The organism is Thermus oshimai DSM 12092 (assembly GCF_000373145.1).
In the GTDB taxonomy this organism is placed as follows: domain Bacteria; phylum Deinococcota; class Deinococci; order Deinococcales; family Thermaceae; genus Thermus; species Thermus oshimai.
The window spans coordinates 2,501-24,881 of sequence record NZ_KB890604.1; the positions used below are offsets into that span (position 1 = coordinate 2,501).

Genomic DNA, 22,381 nt, shown 5'->3' on the forward strand with positions numbered 1-22,381 from the left:
ATCTACCTGATCCAGACCAAGGGCTTCGTGCCGGGCCGGGCCAGGCTGCGGATTAACCCCACCCCCACGGGCTACGCCCTGGAGGGGACGCTCTTTGGGGAGCCCTTTCGGCCGGAAATGGGCTTCCAGGGGGAGGTGAAAAGCGCCACCTTCCACGGCCTGAAGGTGGCGGAGGAGGGGGGAAGGTGGCGGGCGCGGGTGATCCTAGACGTATAAGCGGGAAAGCCTTTCCTTGACCCGCTCAAGAAGCCCCGCTTCCGCCAGGGCCTTGGCCCGGAGGAGGGCGTTTTTCACCGCCTCCTCGTCCGCGGAGCCGTGGCCGATGAGGACCGTGCCCTCCACCCCCAGAAGGGGCATGGCCCCGTACTGGGCGGGGTCCACCTTGGCCCTCACCCGCCTCAGGGCGGGGAGGACCAAAAGGGCCCCAAGCCGGGCCAGGGGGGAGGAGGTGAGGGCCTCCTTGATCCAGGAAAGGAGGACCTTGGCCTCCCCTTCCGCCAGCTTCAGGGCCACGTTCCCCGTGAAGCCGTCGGTGACCACCACCTCCGTGGTGCCCAGGAAGATGTCCCGCCCCTCCACGTTGCCGAAGAAGCGCTCCCCCAAAGCGGCCTTCAGGAGGGGGTAGGCCTCGAGGACCAAGGCGTTCCCCTTCCCCTCCTCCTCCCCGATGGAAAGGAGGCCCACCTTGGGGGCCTCCGCCCCGCTGGCCTCCGCGTAGGCCAGGCCCATGGCCGCGAACTGGAGGAGGAAGGAGGGGCGGCAGTCCGCGTTGGCCCCCCCGTCCAGGAGGAAGGTGCGGCCCCGTTGGCTGGGGAACTCCACCAGGAGGGCCGGCCGCTCCACCCCCTTCACCCGCCCCAGGGTGAAGAGGGCCGCGGCCATGGTGGCCCCGGTGTGGCCCATGGAGACCACCGCCTCTACTTCCTTCCTTTTGAGGAGCTCCATGGCCACGGCGATGGAGCTTTCCCGCCGCCTCCGCACCTCGGTGGCCTGCTCCTCCATGCGGATCCAGTCCGGGGCGGGGTGGATGGGGAGGTGGCCCCCCTGGCGCTGGAGTTCCTCTTTCAGCCGGTCCTCCGGCCCCACCAGGACCACCTCCACCCCGGATCGGGCCGCCTTCAGGGCCCCGGCCACCGTGACCCTGGGGGCGTGGTCGCCCCCCATGGCGTCCAGGGCGATCCGCATCAGGCGCTGGGGGGGAGGTGCTTCTGCAGCTTGGCCTCAAAGTTGCGCTTGGGCTGGGCCCCCACCAGGACCTCCACCGGCTGGCCCCCCTTGAAGAGGATGACCGTGGGGATGCTCATCACCCGGTAGCGCATGGCCGTCTTGGGGTTCTCGTCCACGTCCAGCTTGGCCACCACCACCCGCCCCTCATACTCCTGGGCCAGCTCCTCCAGGATGGGGGCGATCATCCGGCAGGGGGCGCACCACTCGGCCCAAAAGTCCACCAGAACCAAGGGGTTCTGCGCCAAGAGCTGGTCAAACTCCGCGTCCGTAACCTCCACGGGCTTCGCCATACCTCCCCCACTTTAGAGCAAAACCCCCCGGGGATAAACCCCAGGGGGAAGGGGCCTTGGATCAGCGCTTTTTCTTGCCGCCCTTCTTCCCCTTGCCGCCTCCGAAGCCCCCCGTGCCCCGGAGGAAGCTCTTGAGCTTGTTCTCAAACTCCGGGGCCTGCCGGGGCAGGCGCCGGGGCCTAGGGGGTGGGGCCCCCTCGGGCGCAGGGGTCAGGTCCTTGATGGACAGGTCCAGCCGCCCCTTGGCGTCCCGGCCCTTGACCATCACCTGGACGATGTCCCCCTCGTTGAGGAAGTCCCGGACGTTTTTGACGAACTCGTGGGCGATCTGGGAGATGTGCACCAGGCCCTGTTCCCCGCCCGGGAGCTCCACAAAGGCGCCAAAATCCGTAACCCGCACCACGCGGCCTTCCACGATGCTTCCAGCTTCTAGCTCCACTGTCCTTCTCCTCGCGCGAGCACGCCCGCGGTAGCCCCACTATAGCACAAGAGGGCGCACCCCCTTCCCCTCCACCCTCTTCAGGAGGTCGGCCACCCGCTGGCCCAGCCGGGGGTGGACCAGGTCGGGGGCCAGGTCCGCGAGGGGCACCAGGACGAAGGCCCGCTCCTGGAGGCGGGGGTGGGGGAGGGTAAGGCCCTCCTCCTCCAGGACCAGGTCCCCGTAGAGGAGGAGGTCCAGGTCTATGGTCCTGGGGCCTAGGGGCTCGGTCCGGACCCGGCCCAGGGCCTGTTCGATGTCCAGGAGATGCTGGAGGAGGGCCTTGGGGGGGAGGGCGGTCTCCACCTCCGCCACCAGGTTGAGGTAGAGGGGCTGGGGGGGGCCTACGGGGTCGGTCTCGTAGACGGGGGAGAGGCGGAGGAGGTGGGTCTTGGGCAGGCGGGAGAGGGCGGAAAGGGCCAGGAGGAGGTAGCCGGTGCGGTCCCCCAGGTTGCTCCCCAAGGCGATGTAGGCGCGCACGCCCTCCAGTCTACGCCTGGCAGCGGGGGCAGAAGTGGGTGCCCCGCCCGGCCACCCGGAGGCGGAGGATGGGGCCGCCGCAGCGGGGGCAGGGGAGGCCCTTCCGCCCGTAGACCGCGTGCCGGGCCTGGAAGCCCCCGGGGACGCCATCCGGCTGCTGGTAGGTCTTGTCGGAAAGGGTGCTCCCCCCTAGGGCCACCGCCTCTTCCAGGACGCTCCTCAGGGCCTGGTGCAGGCGGAAGGCCTCCGCCTCCGAGAGGCTTTGCCCCGGGCGCAAGGGGTTTAGCCCCGCGCGGAAAAGGGCCTCGTCCGCGTAGATGTTCCCCACCCCCGCGGCTAGGCGCTGCTCCAGGAAGAGGGCCTTGAGGGGCTTCCGGCTCCCCTTAAGGGCCTTGTAGAAGGGCGGAAAGGGGAAGGCCCCCAGGGGCTCGGGGCCCAGGCGGGCGAGGAGGGGGATTTCCCCGTACGCCCCCCGCTCCACCACCCAGATGCGCCCGAAGCGCCGGGGGTCGTGGAAGAAGAGGTGCCCGTCCTCCAGGACGAACTCCACCCGGGCGTGGGGGGTCTTCTCCTTGCGGAAGCCCCCGGTCATGCCCAGGTGGACCACCATCTCCTTCCCCTCCGTGAGGGCGAAGAGGAGGAACTTCCCCCGGCGCTCCAAGTCCAACACCCTTTTCCCTTCCGCTTCTCCTGTGTTCCGGTAGCGTAAGGGGTCTTGGTGGAGGATCTTGAGGAGGGCCTTTCCCCGGAGGAGGGGAAGGAGCTTTCTGCGGGTGGTCTCCACCTCGGGGAGCTCAGGCATCCCGGGGCCTCCTGCGGGCGAGCGTGCGGTAAAGCCAGGGGCCCACCCCCAAGGCCCCTCCGAGCCAGAGGAGGGGGTAGAGGGGCCTTAGGGGGGGAAGGGCGCGGGCCAGGGCCAGGAGGGCCCCGTAGCCCCGGTGGACCCTTTCCCCCTCAAAGACGTGGAGGGCCTCGAGGAGGGCGGACCTGTCCCCTTCGGGGGCGCTGCCCACGGGGAGGAGGACGAGCCTCCCCTCCCGGTCCAGCCGCTTAAGGGCCTTCCCGAAGGCCCGGCAGTAGGGGCACCCTTCGTCTAGGTAGGCCTTCACGGCGCGTCCACCGGGACGGGCTCCCCCTTCTCGTTCACCGCCACGTAGGTGAGCTCCCCCTTGGTGGCGAGAACCCGCCCGTTTTCCTTGCCGAAGCGCTCCTTGTACACCTCCACCTCCACGGTGAGGGAGGTCCGGCCCACCCGCACCACCCGGGCCACCACCTCCAGGAGGTCCCCGGTGCGGATGGGCACCTTGAACTCCACACCCCCCACGGCCACGGTGACCACGGGCTTCTTGGCCCGCCGGGCCGCGGCGTAGGAGCCCACCTTGTCCATAAGGCCCAGGACGAACCCGCCAAAGGCCGCCCCTAGGGGGTTGGTGTGCTCGGGGAAGACGAGCTCGAGGGTGCGCGCCTCCATCCCCCTTAGCCTAAGGGACGTAGAGGCCATCCGTCAGCCGGGCCATCTCCCGGTCCCTCTCCGTGACCCCCCCCTTGGTGTGGGTCCACCACTCCACCGTCACCCGCCCCCACTCCACGGTGAGGCGGGGGTGGTGCCCCTTCTCCTCCGCCAGGGCCCCCACCCGGTCCGCGAAGGCCAGGGCCTCCCGGAAGTCCCGAAAGCGGAACTCCTTGTAGAGGCGCTCGGGGTTCTCCAGCACCTGCCAGTCCATGCCCTGAGCGTAGGGCAAAACCCCCGGGCCTTTTGTGCCCGGGGACGGGTTTGGTTGCGGGGGCGGGATTTGAACCCGCGACCTTCGGGTTATGAGCCCGACGAGCTACCAGGCTGCTCCACCCCGCGTCGCCAACCTTTAGTATGGCGGGCCTAGGGGGGTTTGTCAAGGGTGGGGGGTTTGGGTATCTTGGCCCCATGCGGCTTTTAGAGGTGGCCCTGCCCCTTCCCCTGGAGGCCCTCACCTACCTCCCCCCCTTGGGGAGGGAGGAGGAAGAGGCCCTGGGCCGGCGGGTGGCCGTGCCCTGGCGGGGGGAGGTGCGGGTTGGGGTGGTGGTGGGGGAAGGGGAGGGGCGGCCCGCCCTCCACCTCCGCCACGCCCTGGCCTACCTGGACGAACGCCCCCTCCTCCGGGAGGAGGAGATCGCCTTCCTGAAGGCCGCGGCCCACCACCTCTTCGCGCCCCTGGGCCAGGTGCTTGCGGACTTCCTCCCCCCCATGCCCGAGCTCGTCCACCGGGTGCGCCTCTTCCCGCGGGCGGACCCTGGGCTTCTTCCCCCTGGGCTTTCCGCCCTAAGGGACTGGCAGGAGGCCAAGGGCTTTGACCCCAAGCTTTTGGACCTCTTACGGGAAGCCGGGGTTCTGGAGGAGGAGGTTTCCTTTAGGCCGCAAAAGAGGGTCCTCCGCCTCCTGAAGGAGCCCGAGGAGGGGCTGGAGGAAGCCCCTAGGCGGGTCTTGGAGGCCCTCAAGGCCCTGGGGGAGGCGGAAAGCCAGGCCGCCCTGGCCCGGGCCGCGGGGGTGGGGGTAGGGGTGGTGAAGCGGCTTTTGGAAAAGGGGTACATCGGCCTCCTCCCCCCCGAGCCCCCAAGGGGGCGGGGCCCGGCGCTTGAGCCCCTCTTCCTCCCCGAGCGGCCCGAGCGGGTGAACGGGGGGCGGCTTCGGGAGAGGATGCGCGTCCTCAAGGGCCTCCTGGAGGAGGGGGACCACCTCGTCCTCTTCCCCGAGGTGGGGCTTCTGGAGCGCTTCCTGGAGGGCTTCCCCGAGGCCAGGCCCTACCACGGGGGGCTTCCCTCCTGGGCCCGGGAGGCCCTCTTCCAGAGGCCAGGGGGCACGGTCTTCGCCACCTACGGGGGGCTTCTCCTTCCCTACACCCCCCAGGGGATCGTGGTGGTGGAGGAGGGGAGCGAAAGCTACAAGCTCCCCTCGGGCACCCGGGCCTTCATCCCTCCCCTGGCGGAGCTCAGGGCCCGGCTTTTGGGGATCCCCCTCACCTACCTCTCCCTGGTGCCCGCGGTGGAGGTCCTGGAGAGGAAGCCCCTCCGCCTCCCCGTGCCCAAGCCCCGCCTCCTCACCCTCTCCCTTAAGGAGGAGCGGGGCTGGCCCTTCACGGGCAGGGCCCTGGCCCTCCTCAAGCAGGTGGAGGAAAGGGGCCGCCAGGCGGTGGTCCTGGCCTCGAGGCGGGGCTTTAGCGCCCTCCTCCTCTGCCCGGACTGCGGCTACAAGCCCACCTGCCCGGACTGCGCCCTCCCCTTGCGCTTCCACCAAAGCCCCCCCACCCTCCTCTGCCACCAGTGCGGCCACAAGGAGGCCCCGCCCCCCCTTTGCCCCCGGTGCGGCTCCCCCCTCTTAGAGCCCCGGGGCCCGGGGGTGGACTGGCTTGTAAGGGAGCTTAAGGAGCGGCTTACCCTCCCCGTGTACCGCTTCGCCAAGGACGGGAAGGACGACCTCACCCCCCTCCTCCGGGGGGAGCCTGGGGTGGTGGTGGGGACCACGGCCCTCCTAAGGGGCCCGGTGCTCCCCGGGCTTGCCCTGGTCCTCCTCCCCTACGCGGACGGCTTCCTCATGGACTCGGACTTCCGGGCCGCGGAGCGCTACCACCGCCTCCTTTGGGCCCTCACGGAGCTCAGGCCCGGCCACCGGCCCCTCCTCGTCCTCCAGACCTTCCACCCCGACCACCCCGTCCACCGGGCCCTGGAGGAGGGGGAGGTGGAGGCTTTCCTGTGGGAGGAGAAGGCCCTCAGGGAGGCCCTGGACTACCCTCCTAAGGTGCGCATGGTGAAGCTGGAGGTGGCCCACCGCAAGGAGGAGAGGGCCCTGGCCCTGGCCCTGGAGCTCCTGGAGGCCTTAAGGAAGGCAGCGGGGGAGGAGGAGGTCCTGGGCCCCGCCCCCGCCCCCGTGCCCAAGCTCAAGGGGCACTACCTTTACCACCTCCTCCTGAAGGGGAGCACGGAAAGGCTCCACGAGCTCCTTGCCCACCTGGACCGCCGGAAGTTCAAGCTGGACCCGGACCCCTTCCGCTTCGTGGGCCTTTTGGAGGACTGATATCCTTTTGGCCATGGAACCCCCCTACCGGGCCTGGCTGGAGGTGGACCTGGGGGCCCTTTGGGCCAACTACGCCCTCCTTTCGGCCCGGGCCAAGGGGGAGGTCATCCCCGTGCTCAAGGCGGAGGCCTACGGCCACGGGGCCCTCCCCCTAGCCCGCTTCCTCCTGGGGCGGGGGGTTAGGCGGGTGGCGGTGGCCACCCTGGGCGAGGCCCGGGCCTTAAGGCGGGGGGGCGTGGGGGGGGAGGTCCTCCTCCTCGGAAGCCTCCACCCCCTCGAGGCCGAGGAGGCCCTAGCCCTGGGCCTCGTCCCTACGCTTTCCACCCTCGAGGCCGCCCGGGCCCTGGCCCAAAGGGCCCGGGCCCTCGGCCTCACCCCCAGGGCCCACCTCAAGGTGGACACCGGCATGAACCGGGTGGGCTTCCCCTGGCGGGAGGCCCTGGCCGCCCTACGGGCGGTAGAGGCCCTGGGGGTTAGGGTGGAAGGGGTTTATAGCCACCTGGCCACCGCGGGGGAGGACCCCTCCTTCGTGGAGGTGCAAAGGGCCCGTTTTCTGGAGGTGCAAAGGGCCCTTGGCCCCGGCTACCTCTACCACCTGGAGAACTCCCATGGCCTCCTCCTCCACGGGGGGGAGAACGCGCGGGTGGGGCTTGCCCTCTACGGGCTCATCCCCGGCTTTGGCCTTAGGCCCGTCCTCCGCCTCCTGGCCCGCCCCACCCTGGTGAAGCGCCTGGAAAGGGGGGCGCGGGTGGGGTATGGGGGGGAGTACGTGGCCCGGGGGGGGGAGTGGCTCGCCACCCTGCCCGTGGGCTACGCGGATGGCCTCCCCCGGGGGGCGGTGCGGGGGGTGAAGGGGCCGGACGGAAGCCTCCTCCCCGTGGCCGGGCGCATCTCCATGGACCAGACCACGGTGCTCCTCCCCGCTCCCGTGGACCTGGGGGCGGTCTTTGAGGTGGTCGGCCCCGACTTCGGCCCCACGGGGCTTTGCGCCCTGGCGGAGGCCCGGGGGACCATCCCCTACGAGGTGGCCGTCCACCTCTCCCGCCGCCTGCCCCGGCTCTACCTCCTGGAGGGGAGGGTGGTGGAGCGGGTAGAGTGAGGGGGTGCAGGCCGTCCGCCTCTTCCAGGGCTACCTCTGGCACCCCAGGGAGGCCCCTTTAGACCCCAAGGCCCTCCTGCCCGAGGAGGTGGAGGGGGCGAGGCTTCTTCTGGACGAGGTCCCGCCCCCTGTGCCTTTCTTTGAGGACGGGACCCCCACGGCGGGCCAGCGCTTTTACCAGCTCACCCTTCTTGCCCTATCGGAAGCGCCGCCGGAGGCCCTGAAGCCCCTGGCCGAGCGGGTGGCGGAGGTCCTAAAGCCCCTTTTGGAAGGCCTTCCCCAGGGGGTGGGGTGGCTCCTTCTGGAGGACCTGAGGCCCCTTTAGGCGGGCCGCCTCAGGGGCCAGTACCCAAGCCCAAGCCCGAGGAGGAGGAGGAGAAGCCCTAAAGGCCTCGGCCGCACCAAAAGGCCCAGGAAGGCCCCGAAGAGGAGAAGGCCAAGCCCCACCCGCTTCCTCCCCAGGAGAAAGGCCCGGCCCGAAAGGAACCCCAAAAGGAGGGGCAGGGCCCAGGAGACGAGGAGGAGAAGCCCAAGGGCCCAGGGGGTCAAAGCCGGTGCTCCTCGGGGGCGAAGCCCTCCACCCAGAAGCTCCCGTCCGGACGGTGCTCCTTCTTCCAGACGGGGAGGATCTGCTTCACCCGGTCAATGGCGTACTGGCAGGCTAAGAAGGCCTCCTTGCGGTGCCTCGCCGAGACCACGATGGCGATGGAGGCCTCCCCTGGGTCCACCCGGCCCAGCCGGTGCCAGAGGGCGATGCGGCCCAGGTCCCAGCGGGCCCGCATCTCCCCTAGGATCTGGGCCATGACCTTCTCCGCCATCTCCGGGTAGGCCTCGTACTCCAAATAGGCCACCTCCGCCCCCCGGTTGGGGCTCCGGGTGGTGCCCAGGAAGCTCACCACCGCCCCGTACTCGGGGGCCGTGGCCCAGGCCACCAGGGACGAAAGGTCCAGGGGGGCCTCCGTGAGGCCGAAGCTGTCCTGGCCCCCGGAGACGGGGGGCAGGAAGGCCACCTCGTCCCCCTCCCTTAAGGGGGTTTCCCCTCCCACCAGGGCCTGGTTCACCGCCGCCATCCCCCCTTCCAGCTGGAGGCTGGGAAATAGGGCTTCCAGCGCCTTCTGGGCCTCCAAGACCCTCGCCCCCTCGGGGAGCTCCAGGGTGAGGTGGTCTTGGCCCGCCTGCTCCCGGTAGAGGGCGAAAAGCCGCACCTTAACCCGCATGGCCCTCAGTATAGACCCGGCTCAGGCTGTAGGCCACGGCCAAGGCCTCGGGGTAGCGCATGCGCATGGGGCCTAAGAGGACCAGCTCCCCCGTCCACTCCCCCCGGGCGAAGCCCGCCTGCACCGCGCTCACCCCCTCCACCTCCCCCACCCGCACGTCCACCCGGCCCGGGGGGGTGAGGAGGTCCTCCCCCTCCGCCTCGTAGAGCTGGACCAGCCGTTCCAGGAAGGCCGGGTCCCGGGCCTCGGGCTCCTTTAGGGCCTGGGCCAGGCCCTCCCGGTAGGTCTGCCCCAGCCCCTGGGCCAGGATCCGCTCCAGGGCGGCGAAGAGCCCTTCCAGGCCTGAAGGGGCTTGGGGGAGGTGCTCAAAAGGCCCCTGAAGGGCTTCTTCCGCCTCCCTTAGCCGGGCCGGGCTTAGGGTGAGGGGGAGCCTGGCCTCCTTCACCCGGCCCCCCTCGAGGACCAACACGGCCAGGGTCCCCTCGGGGAGGGGGGAGAGGTGGACCTGGAGGAGGCGGGGCCTTCTCCTCGGCCTTAGGCGGAGGAGGGCGGGGTAGCCGGAAAGCCCCGCGGCTACCTTCACCAAAAAGGCCTCGGGCTCCCGGGCCCCCTCTAGGGCCCGCTCCACCCGCTCCTGGACCGAGGGGGGCAGGCCTTTAGGGGGGAGGAGGGAGAGGCTGTATTGCCGGAAGCCCTGGCGGGTGGGCACCCGGCCCGCGGAGGTGTGGGGCTTGGTGAGGTAGCCCATCTCCTCCAGGGCGATGAGCTCGTAGCGGGCCAGGGCGGGGGAAAGCCCGAGCCCCTCGGCCACCTTGGCCGAGGGCACGGGGGCGCCCGTCTGGATGTAGGCCTCCACCAGGAGGTTCAGGATGGCCCGCTGCCTGGCCGTCACACCCCTATTGTACCGGGGTCACCGCGGCCTCGTCCTCCTCCCCGGTGCGGATGCGGTAGACCTTCTCCACGGGGAGGACGAAGACCTTTCCGTCCCCCACCTCCCCGGTGCGGGCCGCCTTGAGGATGGCCTCCACCGTGGGCTTCACGAAGGGCTCGGAGACCCCGATCTCCAGGCGCACCTTCTCGTGAAGCTCCATCTTCACCGTGGTGCCCCGGTAGGTCTCCACCTTTTCCGTTTCCCCGCCGTGGCCCTGGACCCGGCTTAGGGTGAGCCCCCGGACCTCGGCCTTGAAGAGGGCCTCCAAAACCTCCCCCAGCTTCTCGGGGCGGACGATGGCCACGATGAGCTTCATGCCTCACCTCCTTGGGGCTTCAAGACCGGGGGCGCGGCCTCGGGGAGGACCAGGATGGCCCCCTCCCCGGAGGCGTAGGCCTCCTCCCCGTGCTGGGTCACGTCCAGGCCCAACCCCTCCTCCTTGGGGCCCGCCCGAAGGGGGGTAAAGAGGCCCACCAGCTTGAGGAGGAGGAAGGTCCCCAGGGCGCTGTAGAGCACCGCTACCCCTACCGCTAGGGCCTGCACGCCGAACTGGGCGGGGTTTCCGAAAAGGAGGCCGTCCGCCGCTCCGCTCCAGGCCTTCTCCGCCAAAAGCCCGGTGAGGAGGGCCCCGGCGATCCCCCCCACCCCGTGTGCGGCGAAGACGTCCAGGCTGTCGTCCAGCCGGGTCCGGGCCCTGAGGAGGAGGGCGAAGTAGCTGGGGAAGGCGGAAAGGGCCCCTAAGGCCAGGGCGGAAAAGGGGGAGACGAACCCCGCGGCCGGGGTGATGGCCACCAGCCCCACCACGATGGCCGTGGCCGCCCCCACCGCGGTGGCCTTGCCCGTGCGGAAGAGGTCCAGGAGGAGCCAGACCACCAGGGTGGCCATGGGGGCGAGGAAGGTGTTGGCGAAGGCCAGGGCGGCGATCCCATTTGCCCCCAGGGCGCTTCCCCCGTTGAAGCCGAACCAGCCGAACCAGAGGAGGGCCGCCCCTAAGAGGGTGAGGGGAACGCTGTGGGGCAGGATGGCCTGGCGGCCGTAGTCCTTCCTGGGTCCGAGAACCAAGGCGGCCACCAGCCCCGCCACCCCCGCGTTGATGTGGACCACCGTGCCCCCGGCGAAGTCCAAGGCCCCCAGCTGGCCCAAGAACCCCCCGCCCCAGACCCAGTGGGCCAGGGGGGCGTAGACCAGAAGCCCCCACAGGGTGAGGAAGGCCAGGTAGGCGGGGAAGCGCATCCTCTCCACGATGGCCCCCGAGACCAAGGCCGCGGTGATGATGGCGAAGGTCCCCTGGAAGGCCAGGAAGAGGAGGTGGGGGATGGTGCCCTTGGCCTCGAGGCCCACCCCCTGGAGGAGGGCGTGGCCCAATCCCCCAAGCCAGGGCCCCCCCTCGCCGAAGGCCAGGGTGTAGCCCAGAAGAGCCCAGCCCACCCCCACGAAGGCCAGGGCGGCGAAGCTCATGAGCATGGTGTTCAGGGCGTTCTTGCTCCGCACCAGACCCCCGTAGAAGAAGGCCAGGGCCGGGGTCATGAGGAGGACGAGGGCGGTGGAGACCAGCATCCAGGCCGTGTCCGCGCCGCTTAACTCCTGGGCCAAGCCCAGGCCGCTTAGGGCCGTAAGGGTTAGGACGGCTTTTCTTCCCATGGTCACCCCCTTAGGGTTGAGGGTAGATCAGTATAGGCAACTTGTCAAGCTTTAGCTTTACAAGTTGCCTATACTATCCCAACCAAAAGCCAAATATATCCCCTAAATGTGCTTTTTGTCACTCTAAAAATGTACAAACTGCAAAACCATCAGGCCGCTCGTGCCCGTAAACTGGAGCCCGTGACGTGGGCGGAGCTTCTGGAGCGCCTGAAGGCCGGGCAGGACGAGCGCACCCTCTTCCTGCCCCAAGACCTTTCCCCGGACGAGCTGGCCCGCTACGCGGTGGGCCTGGCCAACCACAAGGGGGGGACCCTTTTCCTGGGGGTGAGCCCCGAAGGGCGGGTCCTGGGGGCGGCGGAGATCCACCCCTTGCAGATCACCCACGCCCTTTTCCAGCTCACCCAGGGGCTTCTTCTGCCCTACGTGGAGGTCCTGGAGGGCCCGGAGGGGCGGGTTCTGGCCCTCCACGTGCCCAAGGCCCCGGCGGCCATCGCCTTGGGCCCCGGGCGGGTGCCCTTTTGGGACGGGGCCCGGCTTACCGAGCTCAAGCTGGGGGAGGCCCGCCCCGAGCCCGACTTCACCGCCCAGGTGCTCCCCGCGGCGAGCCTCTCCGACCTGGACCCCCTGGAGGTCCTGCGCCTACGGCGCATCCTGGAGGAAAGGGGAAGCGCCCTCGCGGCCCTGCCCGACCTGGAGCTCCTCTTCGCCTTGGGCCTCATAGAGCGGGTGGAGGGGGAGGAAAGGCCCACGGTGGCGGGCCTTCTCCTGGCGGGCACGCCCCTTGCCCTAAGGAGGCTTTTGCCCCAGGCGGAGGTGAGCTACTACTTCCACCAGGACGAGGAGGGCTACGCCTTCCGCGAAGACCTTCTAAGGCCCATCCCCGCCCTATTGGAGCGCCTGAGGGACCTCATCCAGGCCCGAAACCGGGTGCGCTACCTCACCGTGGGGCTTTTCCGGATAGAGGTCTGGGATTTTGACCAGGAGGTCTACCGGGAGGCCCTCTTGAACGCCCTGGTCCACCGGGACTGGCAGAGCCTGGACGCCATCCAGGTCCACCACCATCCCGACCGCCTCGAGGTCTCCAACCCCGGGGGCTTCCCCCCCGGGATCACCCCGGAAAACGTCCTCCGCCACCCCCCGAAAAGGCGGAACCCCCGCCTGGCGGAGGCCCTTTACCGCCTGGGCTACGTGGAGCGGGCGGGGAGCGGGGTGGACAAGATGTACCGCCTCCTCCTCAAGTACGGCAAGGAGCCCCCGGAGTACCGCCTTTTCCCCGAGGCCCTCACCCTGGTCCTCTACAACCCCGAGCTGGACGAGGCCTTCGTGCGGGGCCTGGCGGAGGCCCAGGAGCGCCACGGGGCCTTCAGCCTGGACCACCTCATCGTCCTGGGCCACCTGAGGCGGGTGGGGAGGGCAGGCCTAGAGGAGCTCGCCCGGGCCCTCCAGCTCCCCCCGGAAAGCGCCCGGCGGGTCCTCCACCGCTTGGAGCGCATGGGGCTTCTCCTTAAAGAGGGGGGGCGGTACCGCCTCCAGGGCCAGGACCCCTTGGCCCAGCGCCTCCTCGCCGCCTTGGGGGCTCCCCGCACCCGGCGGGAGCTAGAAGCCCTCCTGGGCCTTTCCCCGAAGGAGGTCCTGGCCCTCCTCCGCCGCCTCATGGGGGAGGGGAGGGTGCTGAGGGAGGGCCGGGGGCCGGGCACGCGCTACCGGAGGGCCTGATGCTCCACCTCGTCCTCTACCAGCCCGAGATCCCCCAGAACACGGGCAACGTGGCCCGCACCGCGGCCGCCTTGGGCGTTCCCCTCCACCTCATCCGCCCCCTGGGCTTCCGCCTGGGGGACCCTAGGCTTCGGCGGGCGGGGCTGGACTACTGGCCCCACGTGCGGCTTTTCGTCCACGACACCTGGGAGGCCTTCCTGGGAAGCTTGCCCACGGGGGCCCGGGTTCTGGCCTTCAGCGCCCGGGGAGAAAAGGACCTTTACGAGGCCGAGTTTCGCGAGGGGGACTACCTCCTCTTCGGCCCCGAGACCCGGGGGCTTCCCCAGGAGATCCTGGACGCCTTTCCCTCCCTCCAGATCCCCATGCCGGGCCCCGTGCGCTCCCTGAACCTGGCGGTGGCCGTGGGGGTGGCGGCCTACGAGGCCTACCGCCAGCTGAGCTCCAGAAGGGCGTAGCCCTGGGCGTTCACCACCTCCACCCCTAAGGGGGTGCGGTGGCGCCGCTTGGGGTTGGCCCCCAGGAGGGGAACGTGGCCGTGGACGTGGACCCTCGGGCGGTAGAGGCGGTGGAAAAGCCCTAGGGCGGGGCTTCCCCGGTGGGCGAAGTCTTCCCCTGCGCTCGGCCCTGGGGGCGGGGCGTGGGTGAGGAGGAGGTCCACCCCGTGGCCCCTTTTGAGCCTCCTTGGGAAGAGGAGGGGAAAGGGCTTCAGGACCAGGCGGAGGAGCTCCCCTTCCGAGAGCTGGCCCTCCCCCTCCCGGTACCGGGGCACGCCCCCGATGCCGTAGATCCAAAGCCCCCGGTGGACGAAAAGCCGCCCGTGGAGGAGGACCACCCCCCCGGGCCGCCTCCGCCCTTCCCCTTCCCCCACCCACTCCTCCCCGTGGTTGCCGAAGACGTAGAGGACGGGCACCGCCACCTTGCTGGCCAGGTACTCCAGGTACTCCCCGGGGAGGTCCCCCGCGGCCAGCACCAGGTCCAAGGGGGGGAGGTTTTGGGGGAAGCGGGGGGTGTGGAGGTGGGGGTGGACTTGGTCGGAAAGGAGGAGGAGGCGCACGGTTTTGCCCCAGTCTACCCAGGCATGATGGGGGCGTGAAGGCCTACACCACCTACCACCTCCCCCTGGACCTACCCGAGGGCCACCCCTTTCCCCTCTACAAGTACCGGGGGGTGGCGGAGGCCCTAAAGGGGCTTCTCCCCATAGAGCCCGCCCCCCAGGTGCCCAAGGAGGCCCTCTTCCTGGCCCACGACCCCCTGTACCTGGAACGGGTCTTCCGGGAGGGGCTTTCCCGCGAGGAGAGCCTCCGCCTGGGCCTCCCCTTCACCCCGGCCTTCCTCCGCCGGGCCCTCCACGCCGCCGGGGGGACCCTGATGGCCGCCCTGGACGCCATCGAGGAAGGCCTCGGCCTGAACCTGGCGGGGGGCACCCACCACGCCTTCCCCGACCGGGCGGAGGGGTACAGCCTCTTCAACGACGTGGCCGTGGCCGTGGCCTGGCTCAGGCGGCGGGGCTTCTCGGGGCGGGTTCTGGTCCTGGACCTGGACGCCCACCAGGGGAACGGCACCGCGGTCTTCTTCGGGCAGGACCCCACGGTCTACACCCTCTCCCTCCACGGGGAGCGGAACTACCCCCTGAAGAAGGAGCGGAGCGACCTGGACGTGGGCCTGCCCGACGGGGTGGGGGACGGGGCCTACCTCCGGGCCCTGGAGGAGGCGTTGGAGAAGGCGGGGGCCTTCCGCCCGGCCCTGGTCTTCTACAACGCGGGGGTGGATGTCCTGAAGGGGGATCGGTTTGGGCGGCTTTCCTTAACCCTGGAAGGCGTGGCCCAAAGGGACCTCCGGGTCTATCGCTTCGTGAAGGAGGTGGGGGCGGCGTTGGTGGTGGTCATGGGGGGCGGGTACAACCGCGACCCCCGCCTCACCGTGGAGGCCCACGCCGCCACCTACCGGCTGGCCCTAAGCTCCTTGGCGTAGGTGGCCACCGCCTCTTCTAGGCGGAAGCCCAGCCTTTCGTAAAGCTCCCGGGCCTCCTTCTCGTGGTCGTGGGCCCGAACCCTTAAAAGCCTCGCCCCCTTCTTCCGGGCCAGCTTGGCGGCCTCCGAGAGGAGGGCCCGCCCGATCCCCTGCCCCCGGGCCCGGGGCACCACCCCGATGTAGGCCACGCTGGCCTCGTCCCCCTCCACCTCCACCTCCGCCATCCCCACCGGGGTTTCCCCCTGGTAGGCCACCAGGAGGTGGACGCCCGGGTCCTGGAAGTGCTCCCGGAGCTCCTCGTCCGTCCAGCGGAGCCTTAGGGCCCAGCCCTCCTCGCTTTCCCGGTAGAGCTCCCGGTAGACTCCAGGCCCAGGGAAGCCCTTCCGGATGGCCACCCCCTTGGGGGGCGGGTAGTCCAGGCCCTCCGGGGCCTTCACGTAGAAGTAGGTGAGGTGGAGGAGAGAAAACCCCGCCTCCTCCAAAGCCTTCCTCAAGGGGTGGTTTTCCGCTTGGGGAAAGGCGTAAAGCCGTTCGGCCCGAAGGGCCTTGGCCCGCTCCTCCGCCGCCTGGAGGAGGGGGAGGAGGTCTTCCGCCCGGTAGGCCAGGGGGCCTTCCAGGGCCGCCCCGTCCCAGAAGGGGTAGAGGCCCACGTACCCCTCCACCTTTTCCCGGTGGAGGACCAGGCCGTCTTCCAGCTCCTCCGCCAGGCCCTCGAGGTCCCGGGCCTCCGGGGCCAGCACCCTGGGGCCCCCCTCCCCGTCCAGGTGGCGGAGGAGGTCCAAGAGGCCCGGGAGGTCCTGCCGGGTGACGGGCCGGATCATGCCCCCAGTTTACTCCTTCGGGAGGGGCCCGAGGTTCAGGGCCTTCACCACCCCCTCTTCCCCGTAGAAGTCCACCACCGTAAGCCGGGCGTAGTCCTGCTCCACCCGCAAGCCCTCCTCCGGGGGAAGGGGCAGGGCCAGGCTTAGGGCGGCGCGGTTTAGGGTGCAGTTCCCGATGAGGAGAACGGCCTGCCCCCGGTGCCTCTCCAAGAGGCCCTTCACCGCCTTTTTCCCCCGCTCCCAAGCCGCAAGGAGGCTTTCGCCCCCAGGGGGCGCGAAGCCCGCCTCGTCCCGAAGCCAGCTTTGCACCTCCTCGGGAAAGCGGGCCTCCACCTCGGCGAAGCTCAGGCCCTCCCAGGCCCCCCAGGCCCGTTCCCGAAGCCCGGGGAGGAGGGTGTGGGGAAGGCCCAGGGCCTGGGAGAGGAGCGCCGCCGCCTCCTTTTCGGCAAGGCTGTCCGCCGCGTAGAGGTGGGCCAGGGGGTAGGGGGCGAGGAGGGGAAGGAGGGCGAGGAGGGCCCTCCGCCCCTCCTCCGCCAGGGGCAGGCCGGGGTGGCTGTAGAGGAGGTGGTGGGGGTTTTCCACCGGCCCCGCACGGGTGAGGAGGAGGGTGGTCTTGGGGTGGGGGCCTTGCAGGAAGTGGGCGAGGAGGCCCATGCCCCTAAAATACAGGGGTGGAAAGGTGGGTCATCGTCAACCCGGCGGCGGGCCGGGGGAAGGTGGGGCGGCTTTCCGGGGCCATCCTGAAGGCCGCCCGGGACAAGGGCGCCAAGGCCTTCCTCACCGAAGGGCCGGGCCACGCGGCGGAGCTTGCGGGGAAGGCCCCCCCTGGGGCCCGGGTGGTGGCCGTGGGGGGGGACGGGACGGTGCACGAGGTCCTAAAGGGCCTTGCGGGCACGGACAAGACCCTGGGGGTGGTGCCCATCGGAAGCGGGAACGATTTCGCCCGCATGCTGGGCCTAAAGGGCCTCCCCTGGCCCCTGGCCCTGGAGCACGCCCTCTTCGCCCCGGAGGAGGCGGTGGACCTGGGCGTGGTGAACGGGGAGCCCTTTGGGGCCTCCCTGGGCCTGGGGTTTGACGCCCTGGTGGCCAAGAAGGCCCTTTCTGCCCCCCCCTTCCTCCGGGGCATGCCCCGCTACCTCTACGCCCTCTTCGCCGTCCTGAAGGACCTCCGCCTGCCCGAGGGGCGGGTTTTTCTGGACGGAGAGGAGGTCTACAGGGGGCCTCTCCTTCTCCTCGCCGCCATGAACGGCCCCGCCTACGGGGGCGGCATCCCCATCGCCCCCATGGCCGATCCCCGGGACGGGCGGCTTGCCGTGGTGCTGGCGGGGCGGTTTTCCCGGCTGGGGGTGGTCCTCATCCTGCCGCGGCTCCTCCTTGGCCGGCACCTGGGGCATAAGGAGGTGCGCGCCTTCTCGGGGCGGGTTTTGGAGGCCCACTTTGCCGCCCCCGTCCCCGCCCATGCGGACGGGGAGCTTCTCCCCGAGGCCGAGCGTTACCGCGCCGAGATCCACCCCCTGGCCCTAAAGGTGGTGGGCCGCCGGGCCCTGGAGAAGGGGCCCAAGCTCAGCCCCCTCGGGGCTTAGAGGCGGAAGGGGGTCCTGAGCCCCGCCAGGGCGATGGCCCGGGCCTCCTCCGGGGCGAAGGAGAGGGCCAGGACCCCCCGGTAGGCCCTGAGGGCCCGCTCCCGTTGCCCCGAAAGGTCCAGGAGTTGCCCGAAGCGGGCCAGGACGTAGCCCGGAAGGTAGCCCGGGTGCTGGAAGTCCATGCGGAAGACCTCTTCCATAAGGGCCAAGGCGTCCTCCCACTGCCCCGCGGCCAGGTAGATCTGGGCCGAGAGGAAAAGGGCCTCCGGGGTGCCCACCTCCAGGAGGCCCTGGAGGAGGGCCGCCCAGTCGTCCTCCTCCTTAAGCTGCCAGGCCCGGTCCAAAAGGGCCCGCACCCGCTCTTTCTCCGTGGGGGTGTGGGGGGGGAAGGTGGCCCCGGGGAGGGCTTTCAGAAGGAAGGGGTAGTCCAGGAAGTCCGCCACCACCGCCCCTTCCTTCCCCTTTAAGGCCTCCGCCACCCGGGCCATCCGGCGGGCGCGGAAGCCCGTGGCCGGGCCTTCGCCGAAGGCCTCGGCGAAGCCCCGGTATACCCCTTGGACTTCCTCCCAAAAGGCCCGGTCCGCCAGGACCTCGGGGGTGAGGGGCCGCCGGAGGAGGGCGAGCAGGGCCTCATCAAAGGCCCCCATGCGCTCCAGGTGGCGCGCCCCCAAGGGGTGCTGGGCCAGGGCCTGGCGGAAGGCCTCCGCCTCCCCCTTGAGGTGGGCCTCCCCGTCCAGGGCCACCACGGGGATCCCCCGCTCCTCCGCCCAGGGGAGGAGGTGGAAGAGGAGGGGGTCCTCCTCCCGCCAGGCCCCCCCCTCGAGGCCCTCGGGGCTGTGGGAGGCCAGGTAGAGGGCGGAAGGGGCCTGGGCCTCGAGGATGGCCAGGACCGTGGCCGCGTTGTAGCGTGGGTGCAGGATGTGGAAGGGCCCGAGGGAAGGCAGGAGCACCATCCTCACCATCTTAGACCTCCGCGAGCGGAACTACCGCCTGGCGGTGGTGAACGGCTGGCTGGTCTGGCTGGGGGACACCTTTTTGAACCCCAACATCGTCCTTGCCGGGTTTGCCGCCAAGCTGGGGGCCCCCGCGAGCCTCATCGGCCTCCTCCCCGCCCTCCTCCAGGCGGGGGGGATGGTGCCCCAGGCCTTCTTGGCCCCCTGGGTGGCGCGGCTTCCCCGGAAGATCGTCCTCTACCGCAAGGTGGCGGCCCTGAGGCTCCTTGGGGTCCTCCTCATGGCCCTTTCCGCCTTTCTCCTTGGCCCCTGGCCCCACCTCCTCTTCCTGGGGTTTCTCCTGGGCCTCCTCCTCAACGCCCTCTTCACCGGGGTTTCCAGCCTGCCCTTCTGGGAGGTGGTGGCCAAGACCGTGCCCATGTCCAGGCGGGCCGCCCTCTTCAGCGCCCGCAACCTGGTGGGGGGGCTACTGGCCTTTTTGGCGGGGTTTTTGGTGCGGGCCATCCTGGCCCTGCCCCTTCCCTTTCCCCTGCCTTACGCCCTCCTTTTCGCCCTGGGGGCTTTGGCCTTCGGGGCGGGGTGGTACCTCTTCGGGCTCACGGAGGAGCCCAGGGAAGAGGCCCCGCCCCAAAAGGTGGACCTCCTGGCCCCCTGGCGGGACCCGGCCTTCCGCCGCTACCTGAGGGTGCGCCTTCTTTTGGGCCTTGGGGGCATGGCGGAGCCCTTTTACGCGGTCTTTGCGGTGCGGAGGCTGGGCCAGGGGGCGGAGCTTGGCCTTTACCTTTCCCTCTACGCCCTCTCCTTCACCCTCTCCAACCTCCTCTGGGCCCGGATGGCGGAGCGGGGGTCTAAAGGGGTGCTCCAGGCAGGGGCCTTCCTGGCTGTGGCCACGCCCCTTCTGCCCTTCCTCCTGCCCCCCTCCCTCTTCGGGGTGGTCTTCCTCCTCCAAGGGGCCTACCTGGCCGCCCTTGGCCTCGCCACCACCACCTACCTCCTGAACCTGGCCCCCAAGGGGGAGCGGAGCGCCTACATCGGCCTGGCCAACACCCTGGCCGGGCTTTTCGCCTTTTCCAGCGTGCTGGGCGGGGCCTTGGTGGACCTCTTGGGCTTTCCTGCGCTTTTCCTGGCGGCCTTTGCCTTTTACGCCTTGGCCCTTTGGGTGGGGCGGAGACTTCCTCAGGAAGGCTAGGCGCCTTTGCGGTGCAAAATCTCCAGGGCTCTAGGAAAGCCTGGGGCCCCCGCCGAAGCCTTTGCTTCGGCGGGGTACTTACCAGATCCGCTCCACCCCGTAGCGGTCCAGGATGGCGTCCTTGCTCACCAAGGCCAGCCCTTCCTCCCGGGCCTGGGCCACCAGGAGGCGGTCAAAGGGGTCCTTGTGGTGCCAGGGCAGGGCGCGCACCGCCGCCGCATGGACCAGGCTGACGGGGAGGGGCAAAAAGGCTTCGCTCCGAAAGACTTCCGCCAGGAAGGCCTCGAGGTCCTCGGGAAGGTCCAAACGGCCTAGGCTCGCCTTGATGGCCATCTCCCACACGCTGGCCGCGCTGACGTAGACCTCTTCCCCTTCCTCCACCGCCCGGCGGGCCTTAGGGGAGAGGCGGGGGTCGCCGGTGAGGAAGTAGAGGAAGGCGTGGGTGTCCAGGAGGAGCTTCACAGGCCGAAGGCCTCCGCCATCTCTTCGGGCAGGGGGGCGTCAAAGTCTTCCCCGATGCGGATCTGGCCTTTGTACCGCCCGAAAAGGCGCTTCCGCCCCTCCTTCGGGTAGGGGACCAGGAGGGCCACCGGCTCCCGCCCCCTCATGAGGACCACCTCCTCCCCCAGGGCCACCTTGCGTAGGAGACGGGAGAGCTCGGTTTTGGCCCGGTGAACGGTGACCTTCTTCACCCCCCCATCTTCTGGCTAAGGGCTTGGCTAAGTCAAGCCTCTCCGGGGGAAGGGATATAGTGAAGGGCATGACGGTCTACCTACCCGATGGGCGGGCCCTCGAGGTCCCCGAGGGGGCCACCGCCAAGGATGTGGCCGAGCGCATCGGGCCGGGCCTGGCCCGGGCGGCGGTGGGGGCCATCGTGGACGGGGAGCTTTACGACCTCTTCAAGCCCCTCCCCGAGGGGGCCACGGTGCGCATCCTCACGGAGAAGGACCCCGAGTACCAGCACCTCTTCCGCCACACCCTGGCCCACGTCCTGGCCCAGGCGGTGAAGGAGTTCTTCCGGGAAAAGGGCTACGATCCCGACCAGGTCCGCCTGGGGGTGGGGCCGGTGATCGAGAAGGGCTTTTACTACGATATAGAGGCCCCCGAGCCCATCTCCGACGAGGACCTCCCGGCCATTGAGGAGAAGATGCGGGAGATCCTGAGGCGGGACCTCCCCTTGCGTCGCTTCGTCCTCCCCCGGGAGGCGGCCCTCGCCCGCTACCAGGGCAAGGACCCCTACAAGACCGAGCTCATCCTGGACCTGCCCGAAGGGGAGGAGATCAGCTTCTACCAGCAGGGGGACGAGGCCTTCGGCTTCACCGACCTCTGCCGGGGGCCCCACGTCCCCTCCACCGGCCGCATCCCCCCCCACTTTCGGCTCACCCACGTGGCCGGGGCCTACTGGCGGGGGGACGAACGGCGGCCCATGCTCCAGCGGGTCTACGGGGTGGCCTTCCGCACCGCGGAGGAGCTTAAGGAGTACCTCTGGCAGCTGGAGGAGGCCAAGAAGCGGGACCACAGGAGGCTCGGGCGGGAGCTGGAGCTTTTCCTCATAGACCCCATGGTGGGGAAGGGGCTCGTGCTTTGGCTTCCCAAGGGGAACGTCATCCGGGAAGAGCTCATGGCCTTCATGCGGGAGGAGCAGATCCGCCGGGGCTACCAGCTGGTCACCACCCCCCACATCGGTTCCCTGGAGCTCTACAAGACCTCGGGCCACTACCCCTACTACGCGGAAAGCCAGTTCCCCCCCATCAGCTTCAAGGAGCGGGGCGAGGAGGAGGAGTACCTCCTAAAGCCCATGAACTGCCCCCACCACATCCGCATCTACGCCTATAGGCGGCGCTCCTACCGGGAGCTTCCCTTGAGGCTTGCGGAGTTCGGCACCGTCTACCGCTACGAGAAGGCGGGGGAGCTTTTGGGCCTCACCCGGGTCCGGGGCTTCACCCAAGACGACGCCCACATCTTCTGCACCCCCGAGCAGGTGAAGGAGGAGTTTTTGGGGGTTTTGGACCTGGTCTTAAAGGTCCTCTCCACCCTGGGCCTTAAGGACTACCGGGCCCGCATCGGGGTGCGGGACCCGAAGAGCGATAAGTACGTGGGGGACGAGGCCAAATGGTCCCTGGCGGAGCGGCAGATTGAGGAGGCCGCCCTGGAGGCGGGCCTCCACTACACCGTGGAGGAGGGGGACGCGGCCTTCTACGGCCCCAAGCTGGACTTCGTGGTGAAGGACGCCCTGGGGCGGGAGTGGCAGCTTGGGACCATCCAGGTGGACTACAACCTCCCCGAGCGCTTCGGCCTCACCTACGTGGGCCGGGACGGGGCCGAGCACCGCCCCGTGATGATCCACCGGGCCCCTTTTGGCTCCCTGGAGCGCTTCATCGGCATCCTCATCGAGCACTTCGCCGGGGACTTCCCCCTTTGGCTTGCCCCGGTGCAGGCGGTGGTGGTCCCCGTTTCCGAGAAGCAGGAGGACTACGCCAAGGAGGTGGTGGAGCGGCTCAAGGCCGCGGGCCTCCGCGCGGAGGCCGACCTGAGGCCCGAAAGGATGCAGGCCCGGATCCGGGACGCGGAGGTGGCCAAGGTGCCCTACGTGCTGGTGGTGGGGGAGCGGGAGAAGGCCGAGGGGGGGGTGAGCGTGCGCCGCCGCCACCGGGGGAACCTGGGGAGCATGCCCCTTTCCGCCTTCCTGGAGGGGGCCCTTAAGGAGTACCGGGAGAAGCTTCTGGAGTCGGCGTTCTAA

At 69.9% G+C, this 22,381-nt stretch carries 29 protein-coding genes and 1 tRNA gene (1 of these 30 only partly in view); 10 read left to right on the forward strand and 20 right to left on the reverse strand.

Annotated elements, in window-relative coordinates:
- Positions 1 to 216 carry the 3' portion of an archease gene (locus B043_RS0104205; protein WP_016330209.1) on the forward strand. It extends 204 nt beyond the left edge of the window, so only the last 216 of its 420 coding nucleotides appear in the window; its start codon lies beyond the left edge, outside the window; the stop codon is at positions 214 to 216.
- Here B043_RS0104205 and plsX read toward each other — a convergent pair.
- The 9 genes from plsX to B043_RS0104250 all read right to left on the reverse strand — a co-directional run bounded on the left by plsX (position 205) and on the right by B043_RS0104250 (position 4,327).
- Positions 205 to 1,185, reverse strand: coding sequence for a phosphate acyltransferase PlsX (gene plsX / locus B043_RS0104210; protein WP_018461058.1), 981 nt, complete (start codon positions 1,183 to 1,185; stop codon positions 205 to 207). The two genes, B043_RS0104205 and plsX, sit on opposite strands and share 12 nt — an antisense overlap.
- The gene (gene trxA / locus B043_RS0104215; protein ID WP_016330207.1) at positions 1,185 to 1,517 is read right to left on the reverse strand and encodes a thioredoxin; all 333 of its coding nucleotides are present in this window, start codon (positions 1,515 to 1,517) and stop codon (positions 1,185 to 1,187) included. The genes plsX and trxA overlap by 1 nt, the downstream gene beginning before the upstream one ends.
- Positions 1,518 to 1,578: 61 nt before the next feature.
- On the reverse strand, positions 1,579 to 1,956 hold the full coding sequence (locus B043_RS0104220; RefSeq protein WP_016330206.1) for an RNA-binding protein S1: 378 nt from the start codon (positions 1,954 to 1,956) through the stop codon (positions 1,579 to 1,581).
- Positions 1,957 to 1,995: 39 nt separating this feature from the next.
- A complete protein-coding gene (gene folK, locus B043_RS0104225; protein WP_016330205.1) occupies positions 1,996 to 2,475 on the reverse strand; it encodes a 2-amino-4-hydroxy-6-hydroxymethyldihydropteridine diphosphokinase in 480 nt (159 codons plus the stop codon).
- Positions 2,476 to 2,485: 10 nt separating this feature from the next.
- Positions 2,486 to 3,277, reverse strand: a complete 792-nt coding sequence (gene mutM, locus B043_RS0104230; RefSeq protein WP_016330204.1) for a DNA-formamidopyrimidine glycosylase — start codon at positions 3,275 to 3,277, stop codon at positions 2,486 to 2,488.
- A complete protein-coding gene (locus B043_RS0104235) occupies positions 3,270 to 3,584 on the reverse strand; it encodes a DCC1-like thiol-disulfide oxidoreductase family protein (protein ID WP_016330203.1) in 315 nt (104 codons plus the stop codon). The genes mutM and B043_RS0104235 overlap by 8 nt, the downstream gene beginning before the upstream one ends.
- Positions 3,581 to 3,946, reverse strand: coding sequence for an acyl-CoA thioesterase (locus B043_RS0104240; RefSeq protein ID WP_016330202.1), 366 nt, complete (start codon positions 3,944 to 3,946; stop codon positions 3,581 to 3,583). The genes B043_RS0104235 and B043_RS0104240 overlap by 4 nt, the downstream gene beginning before the upstream one ends.
- A 10-nt stretch (positions 3,947 to 3,956) precedes the next feature.
- Positions 3,957 to 4,199, reverse strand: a complete 243-nt coding sequence (locus B043_RS0104245) for a 4a-hydroxytetrahydrobiopterin dehydratase (protein WP_016330201.1) — start codon at positions 4,197 to 4,199, stop codon at positions 3,957 to 3,959.
- A 51-nt stretch (positions 4,200 to 4,250) separates the two neighbouring features.
- Positions 4,251 to 4,327: transfer RNA gene (locus B043_RS0104250), tRNA-Met, on the reverse strand.
- Positions 4,328 to 4,396: 69 nt separating this feature from the next.
- On the opposite strand from B043_RS0104250, the gene B043_RS0104255 reads away from it, so the two are divergent.
- The 3 genes from B043_RS0104255 to B043_RS0104265 are packed head-to-tail and all read left to right on the forward strand — an operon-like array spanning position 4,397 to position 7,944.
- Complete coding sequence (locus tag B043_RS0104255) at positions 4,397 to 6,520, forward strand: primosomal protein N' family DNA-binding protein (RefSeq protein WP_026234124.1); 2,124 nt, start codon at positions 4,397 to 4,399, stop codon at positions 6,518 to 6,520.
- A gap of 13 nt (positions 6,521 to 6,533) precedes the next feature.
- Complete coding sequence (gene alr, locus B043_RS0104260) at positions 6,534 to 7,619, forward strand: alanine racemase (protein WP_016330199.1); 1,086 nt, start codon at positions 6,534 to 6,536, stop codon at positions 7,617 to 7,619.
- A 4-nt stretch (positions 7,620 to 7,623) separates the two neighbouring features.
- Positions 7,624 to 7,944: a DUF3208 domain-containing protein gene (locus tag B043_RS0104265; RefSeq protein WP_016330198.1), complete on the forward strand. Its 321-nt coding sequence runs from the start codon at positions 7,624 to 7,626 to the stop codon at positions 7,942 to 7,944.
- Here the strand turns inward: B043_RS0104265 and B043_RS0104270 are convergent.
- Genes B043_RS0104270 through B043_RS0104290 form a run of 5 tightly spaced genes read right to left on the reverse strand, consistent with a single transcriptional unit; the run spans position 7,941 to position 11,408 of the window.
- Positions 7,941 to 8,168 (reverse strand): hypothetical protein, encoded by a 228-nt coding sequence (locus B043_RS0104270; protein WP_018461059.1) that lies wholly within the window; start codon positions 8,166 to 8,168, stop codon positions 7,941 to 7,943. The genes B043_RS0104265 and B043_RS0104270 overlap by 4 nt on opposite strands.
- Entirely contained in the window at positions 8,165 to 8,836 is a 672-nt protein-coding gene (locus B043_RS0104275) for a molybdenum cofactor biosynthesis protein (RefSeq protein WP_018461060.1), read from the reverse strand. The genes B043_RS0104270 and B043_RS0104275 overlap by 4 nt, the downstream gene beginning before the upstream one ends.
- Complete coding sequence (locus B043_RS0104280; protein WP_016330195.1) at positions 8,826 to 9,728, reverse strand: LexA family protein; 903 nt, start codon at positions 9,726 to 9,728, stop codon at positions 8,826 to 8,828. The genes B043_RS0104275 and B043_RS0104280 overlap by 11 nt, the downstream gene beginning before the upstream one ends.
- A gap of 4 nt (positions 9,729 to 9,732) precedes the next feature.
- Complete coding sequence (locus B043_RS0104285) at positions 9,733 to 10,083, reverse strand: P-II family nitrogen regulator (protein ID WP_016330194.1); 351 nt, start codon at positions 10,081 to 10,083, stop codon at positions 9,733 to 9,735.
- On the reverse strand, positions 10,080 to 11,408 hold the full coding sequence (locus B043_RS0104290) for an ammonium transporter (RefSeq protein ID WP_016330193.1): 1,329 nt from the start codon (positions 11,406 to 11,408) through the stop codon (positions 10,080 to 10,082). The genes B043_RS0104285 and B043_RS0104290 overlap by 4 nt, the downstream gene beginning before the upstream one ends.
- Before the next feature lie 180 nt (positions 11,409 to 11,588).
- Here B043_RS0104290 and B043_RS0104295 point away from each other — a divergent pair, with 180 nt between their 5' ends.
- On the forward strand, positions 11,589 to 13,124 hold the full coding sequence (locus B043_RS0104295) for an ATP-binding protein (protein WP_018461061.1): 1,536 nt from the start codon (positions 11,589 to 11,591) through the stop codon (positions 13,122 to 13,124).
- A complete protein-coding gene (locus tag B043_RS0104300) occupies positions 13,124 to 13,579 on the forward strand; it encodes a tRNA (cytidine(34)-2'-O)-methyltransferase (RefSeq protein ID WP_018461062.1) in 456 nt (151 codons plus the stop codon). The genes B043_RS0104295 and B043_RS0104300 overlap by 1 nt, the downstream gene beginning before the upstream one ends.
- Here B043_RS0104300 and B043_RS0104305 read toward each other — a convergent pair.
- Complete coding sequence (locus tag B043_RS0104305; protein WP_018461063.1) at positions 13,549 to 14,178, reverse strand: metallophosphoesterase; 630 nt, start codon at positions 14,176 to 14,178, stop codon at positions 13,549 to 13,551. The genes B043_RS0104300 and B043_RS0104305 overlap by 31 nt on opposite strands.
- Before the next feature lie 35 nt (positions 14,179 to 14,213).
- Here B043_RS0104305 and B043_RS0104310 point away from each other — a divergent pair, with 35 nt between their 5' ends.
- Positions 14,214 to 15,095, forward strand: a complete 882-nt coding sequence (locus tag B043_RS0104310; protein ID WP_018461064.1) for a histone deacetylase family protein — start codon at positions 14,214 to 14,216, stop codon at positions 15,093 to 15,095.
- On the opposite strand, the gene B043_RS0104315 is transcribed toward B043_RS0104310, so the two are convergent.
- Together B043_RS0104315 and B043_RS0104320 are read right to left on the reverse strand one after the other, a co-directional pair.
- A complete protein-coding gene (locus B043_RS0104315) occupies positions 15,065 to 15,916 on the reverse strand; it encodes a GNAT family N-acetyltransferase (RefSeq protein WP_018461065.1) in 852 nt (283 codons plus the stop codon). The two genes, B043_RS0104310 and B043_RS0104315, sit on opposite strands and share 31 nt — an antisense overlap.
- 9 nt (positions 15,917 to 15,925) lie before the next feature.
- A complete protein-coding gene (locus B043_RS0104320; RefSeq protein WP_018461066.1) occupies positions 15,926 to 16,570 on the reverse strand; it encodes a histidine phosphatase family protein in 645 nt (214 codons plus the stop codon).
- Between the two features lie 17 nt (positions 16,571 to 16,587).
- Between B043_RS0104320 and B043_RS0104325 the strand changes: the two genes are divergently transcribed.
- A complete protein-coding gene (locus B043_RS0104325) occupies positions 16,588 to 17,499 on the forward strand; it encodes a diacylglycerol/lipid kinase family protein (protein ID WP_016330186.1) in 912 nt (303 codons plus the stop codon).
- Here the strand turns inward: B043_RS0104325 and B043_RS0104330 are convergent.
- Positions 17,496 to 18,461: a tetratricopeptide repeat protein gene (locus B043_RS0104330; protein ID WP_026234125.1), complete on the reverse strand. Its 966-nt coding sequence runs from the start codon at positions 18,459 to 18,461 to the stop codon at positions 17,496 to 17,498. The two genes, B043_RS0104325 and B043_RS0104330, sit on opposite strands and share 4 nt — an antisense overlap.
- Here B043_RS0104330 and B043_RS0104335 point away from each other — a divergent pair.
- Positions 18,418 to 19,641, forward strand: a complete 1,224-nt coding sequence (locus B043_RS0104335) for an MFS transporter (RefSeq protein ID WP_018461068.1) — start codon at positions 18,418 to 18,420, stop codon at positions 19,639 to 19,641. The genes B043_RS0104330 and B043_RS0104335 overlap by 44 nt on opposite strands.
- 78 nt (positions 19,642 to 19,719) lie before the next feature.
- On the opposite strand, the gene B043_RS0104340 is transcribed toward B043_RS0104335, so the two are convergent.
- Positions 19,720 to 20,103 (reverse strand): type II toxin-antitoxin system VapC family toxin, encoded by a 384-nt coding sequence (locus B043_RS0104340; RefSeq protein WP_018461069.1) that lies wholly within the window; start codon positions 20,101 to 20,103, stop codon positions 19,720 to 19,722.
- Complete coding sequence (locus B043_RS0104345; protein ID WP_016330182.1) at positions 20,100 to 20,333, reverse strand: type II toxin-antitoxin system Phd/YefM family antitoxin; 234 nt, start codon at positions 20,331 to 20,333, stop codon at positions 20,100 to 20,102. Before B043_RS0104345 ends, B043_RS0104340 begins: the two co-directional genes overlap by 4 nt.
- A 68-nt stretch (positions 20,334 to 20,401) precedes the next feature.
- Between B043_RS0104345 and thrS the strand changes: the two genes are divergently transcribed.
- Entirely contained in the window at positions 20,402 to 22,381 is a 1,980-nt protein-coding gene (gene thrS, locus B043_RS0104350; RefSeq protein WP_018461070.1) for a threonine--tRNA ligase, read from the forward strand.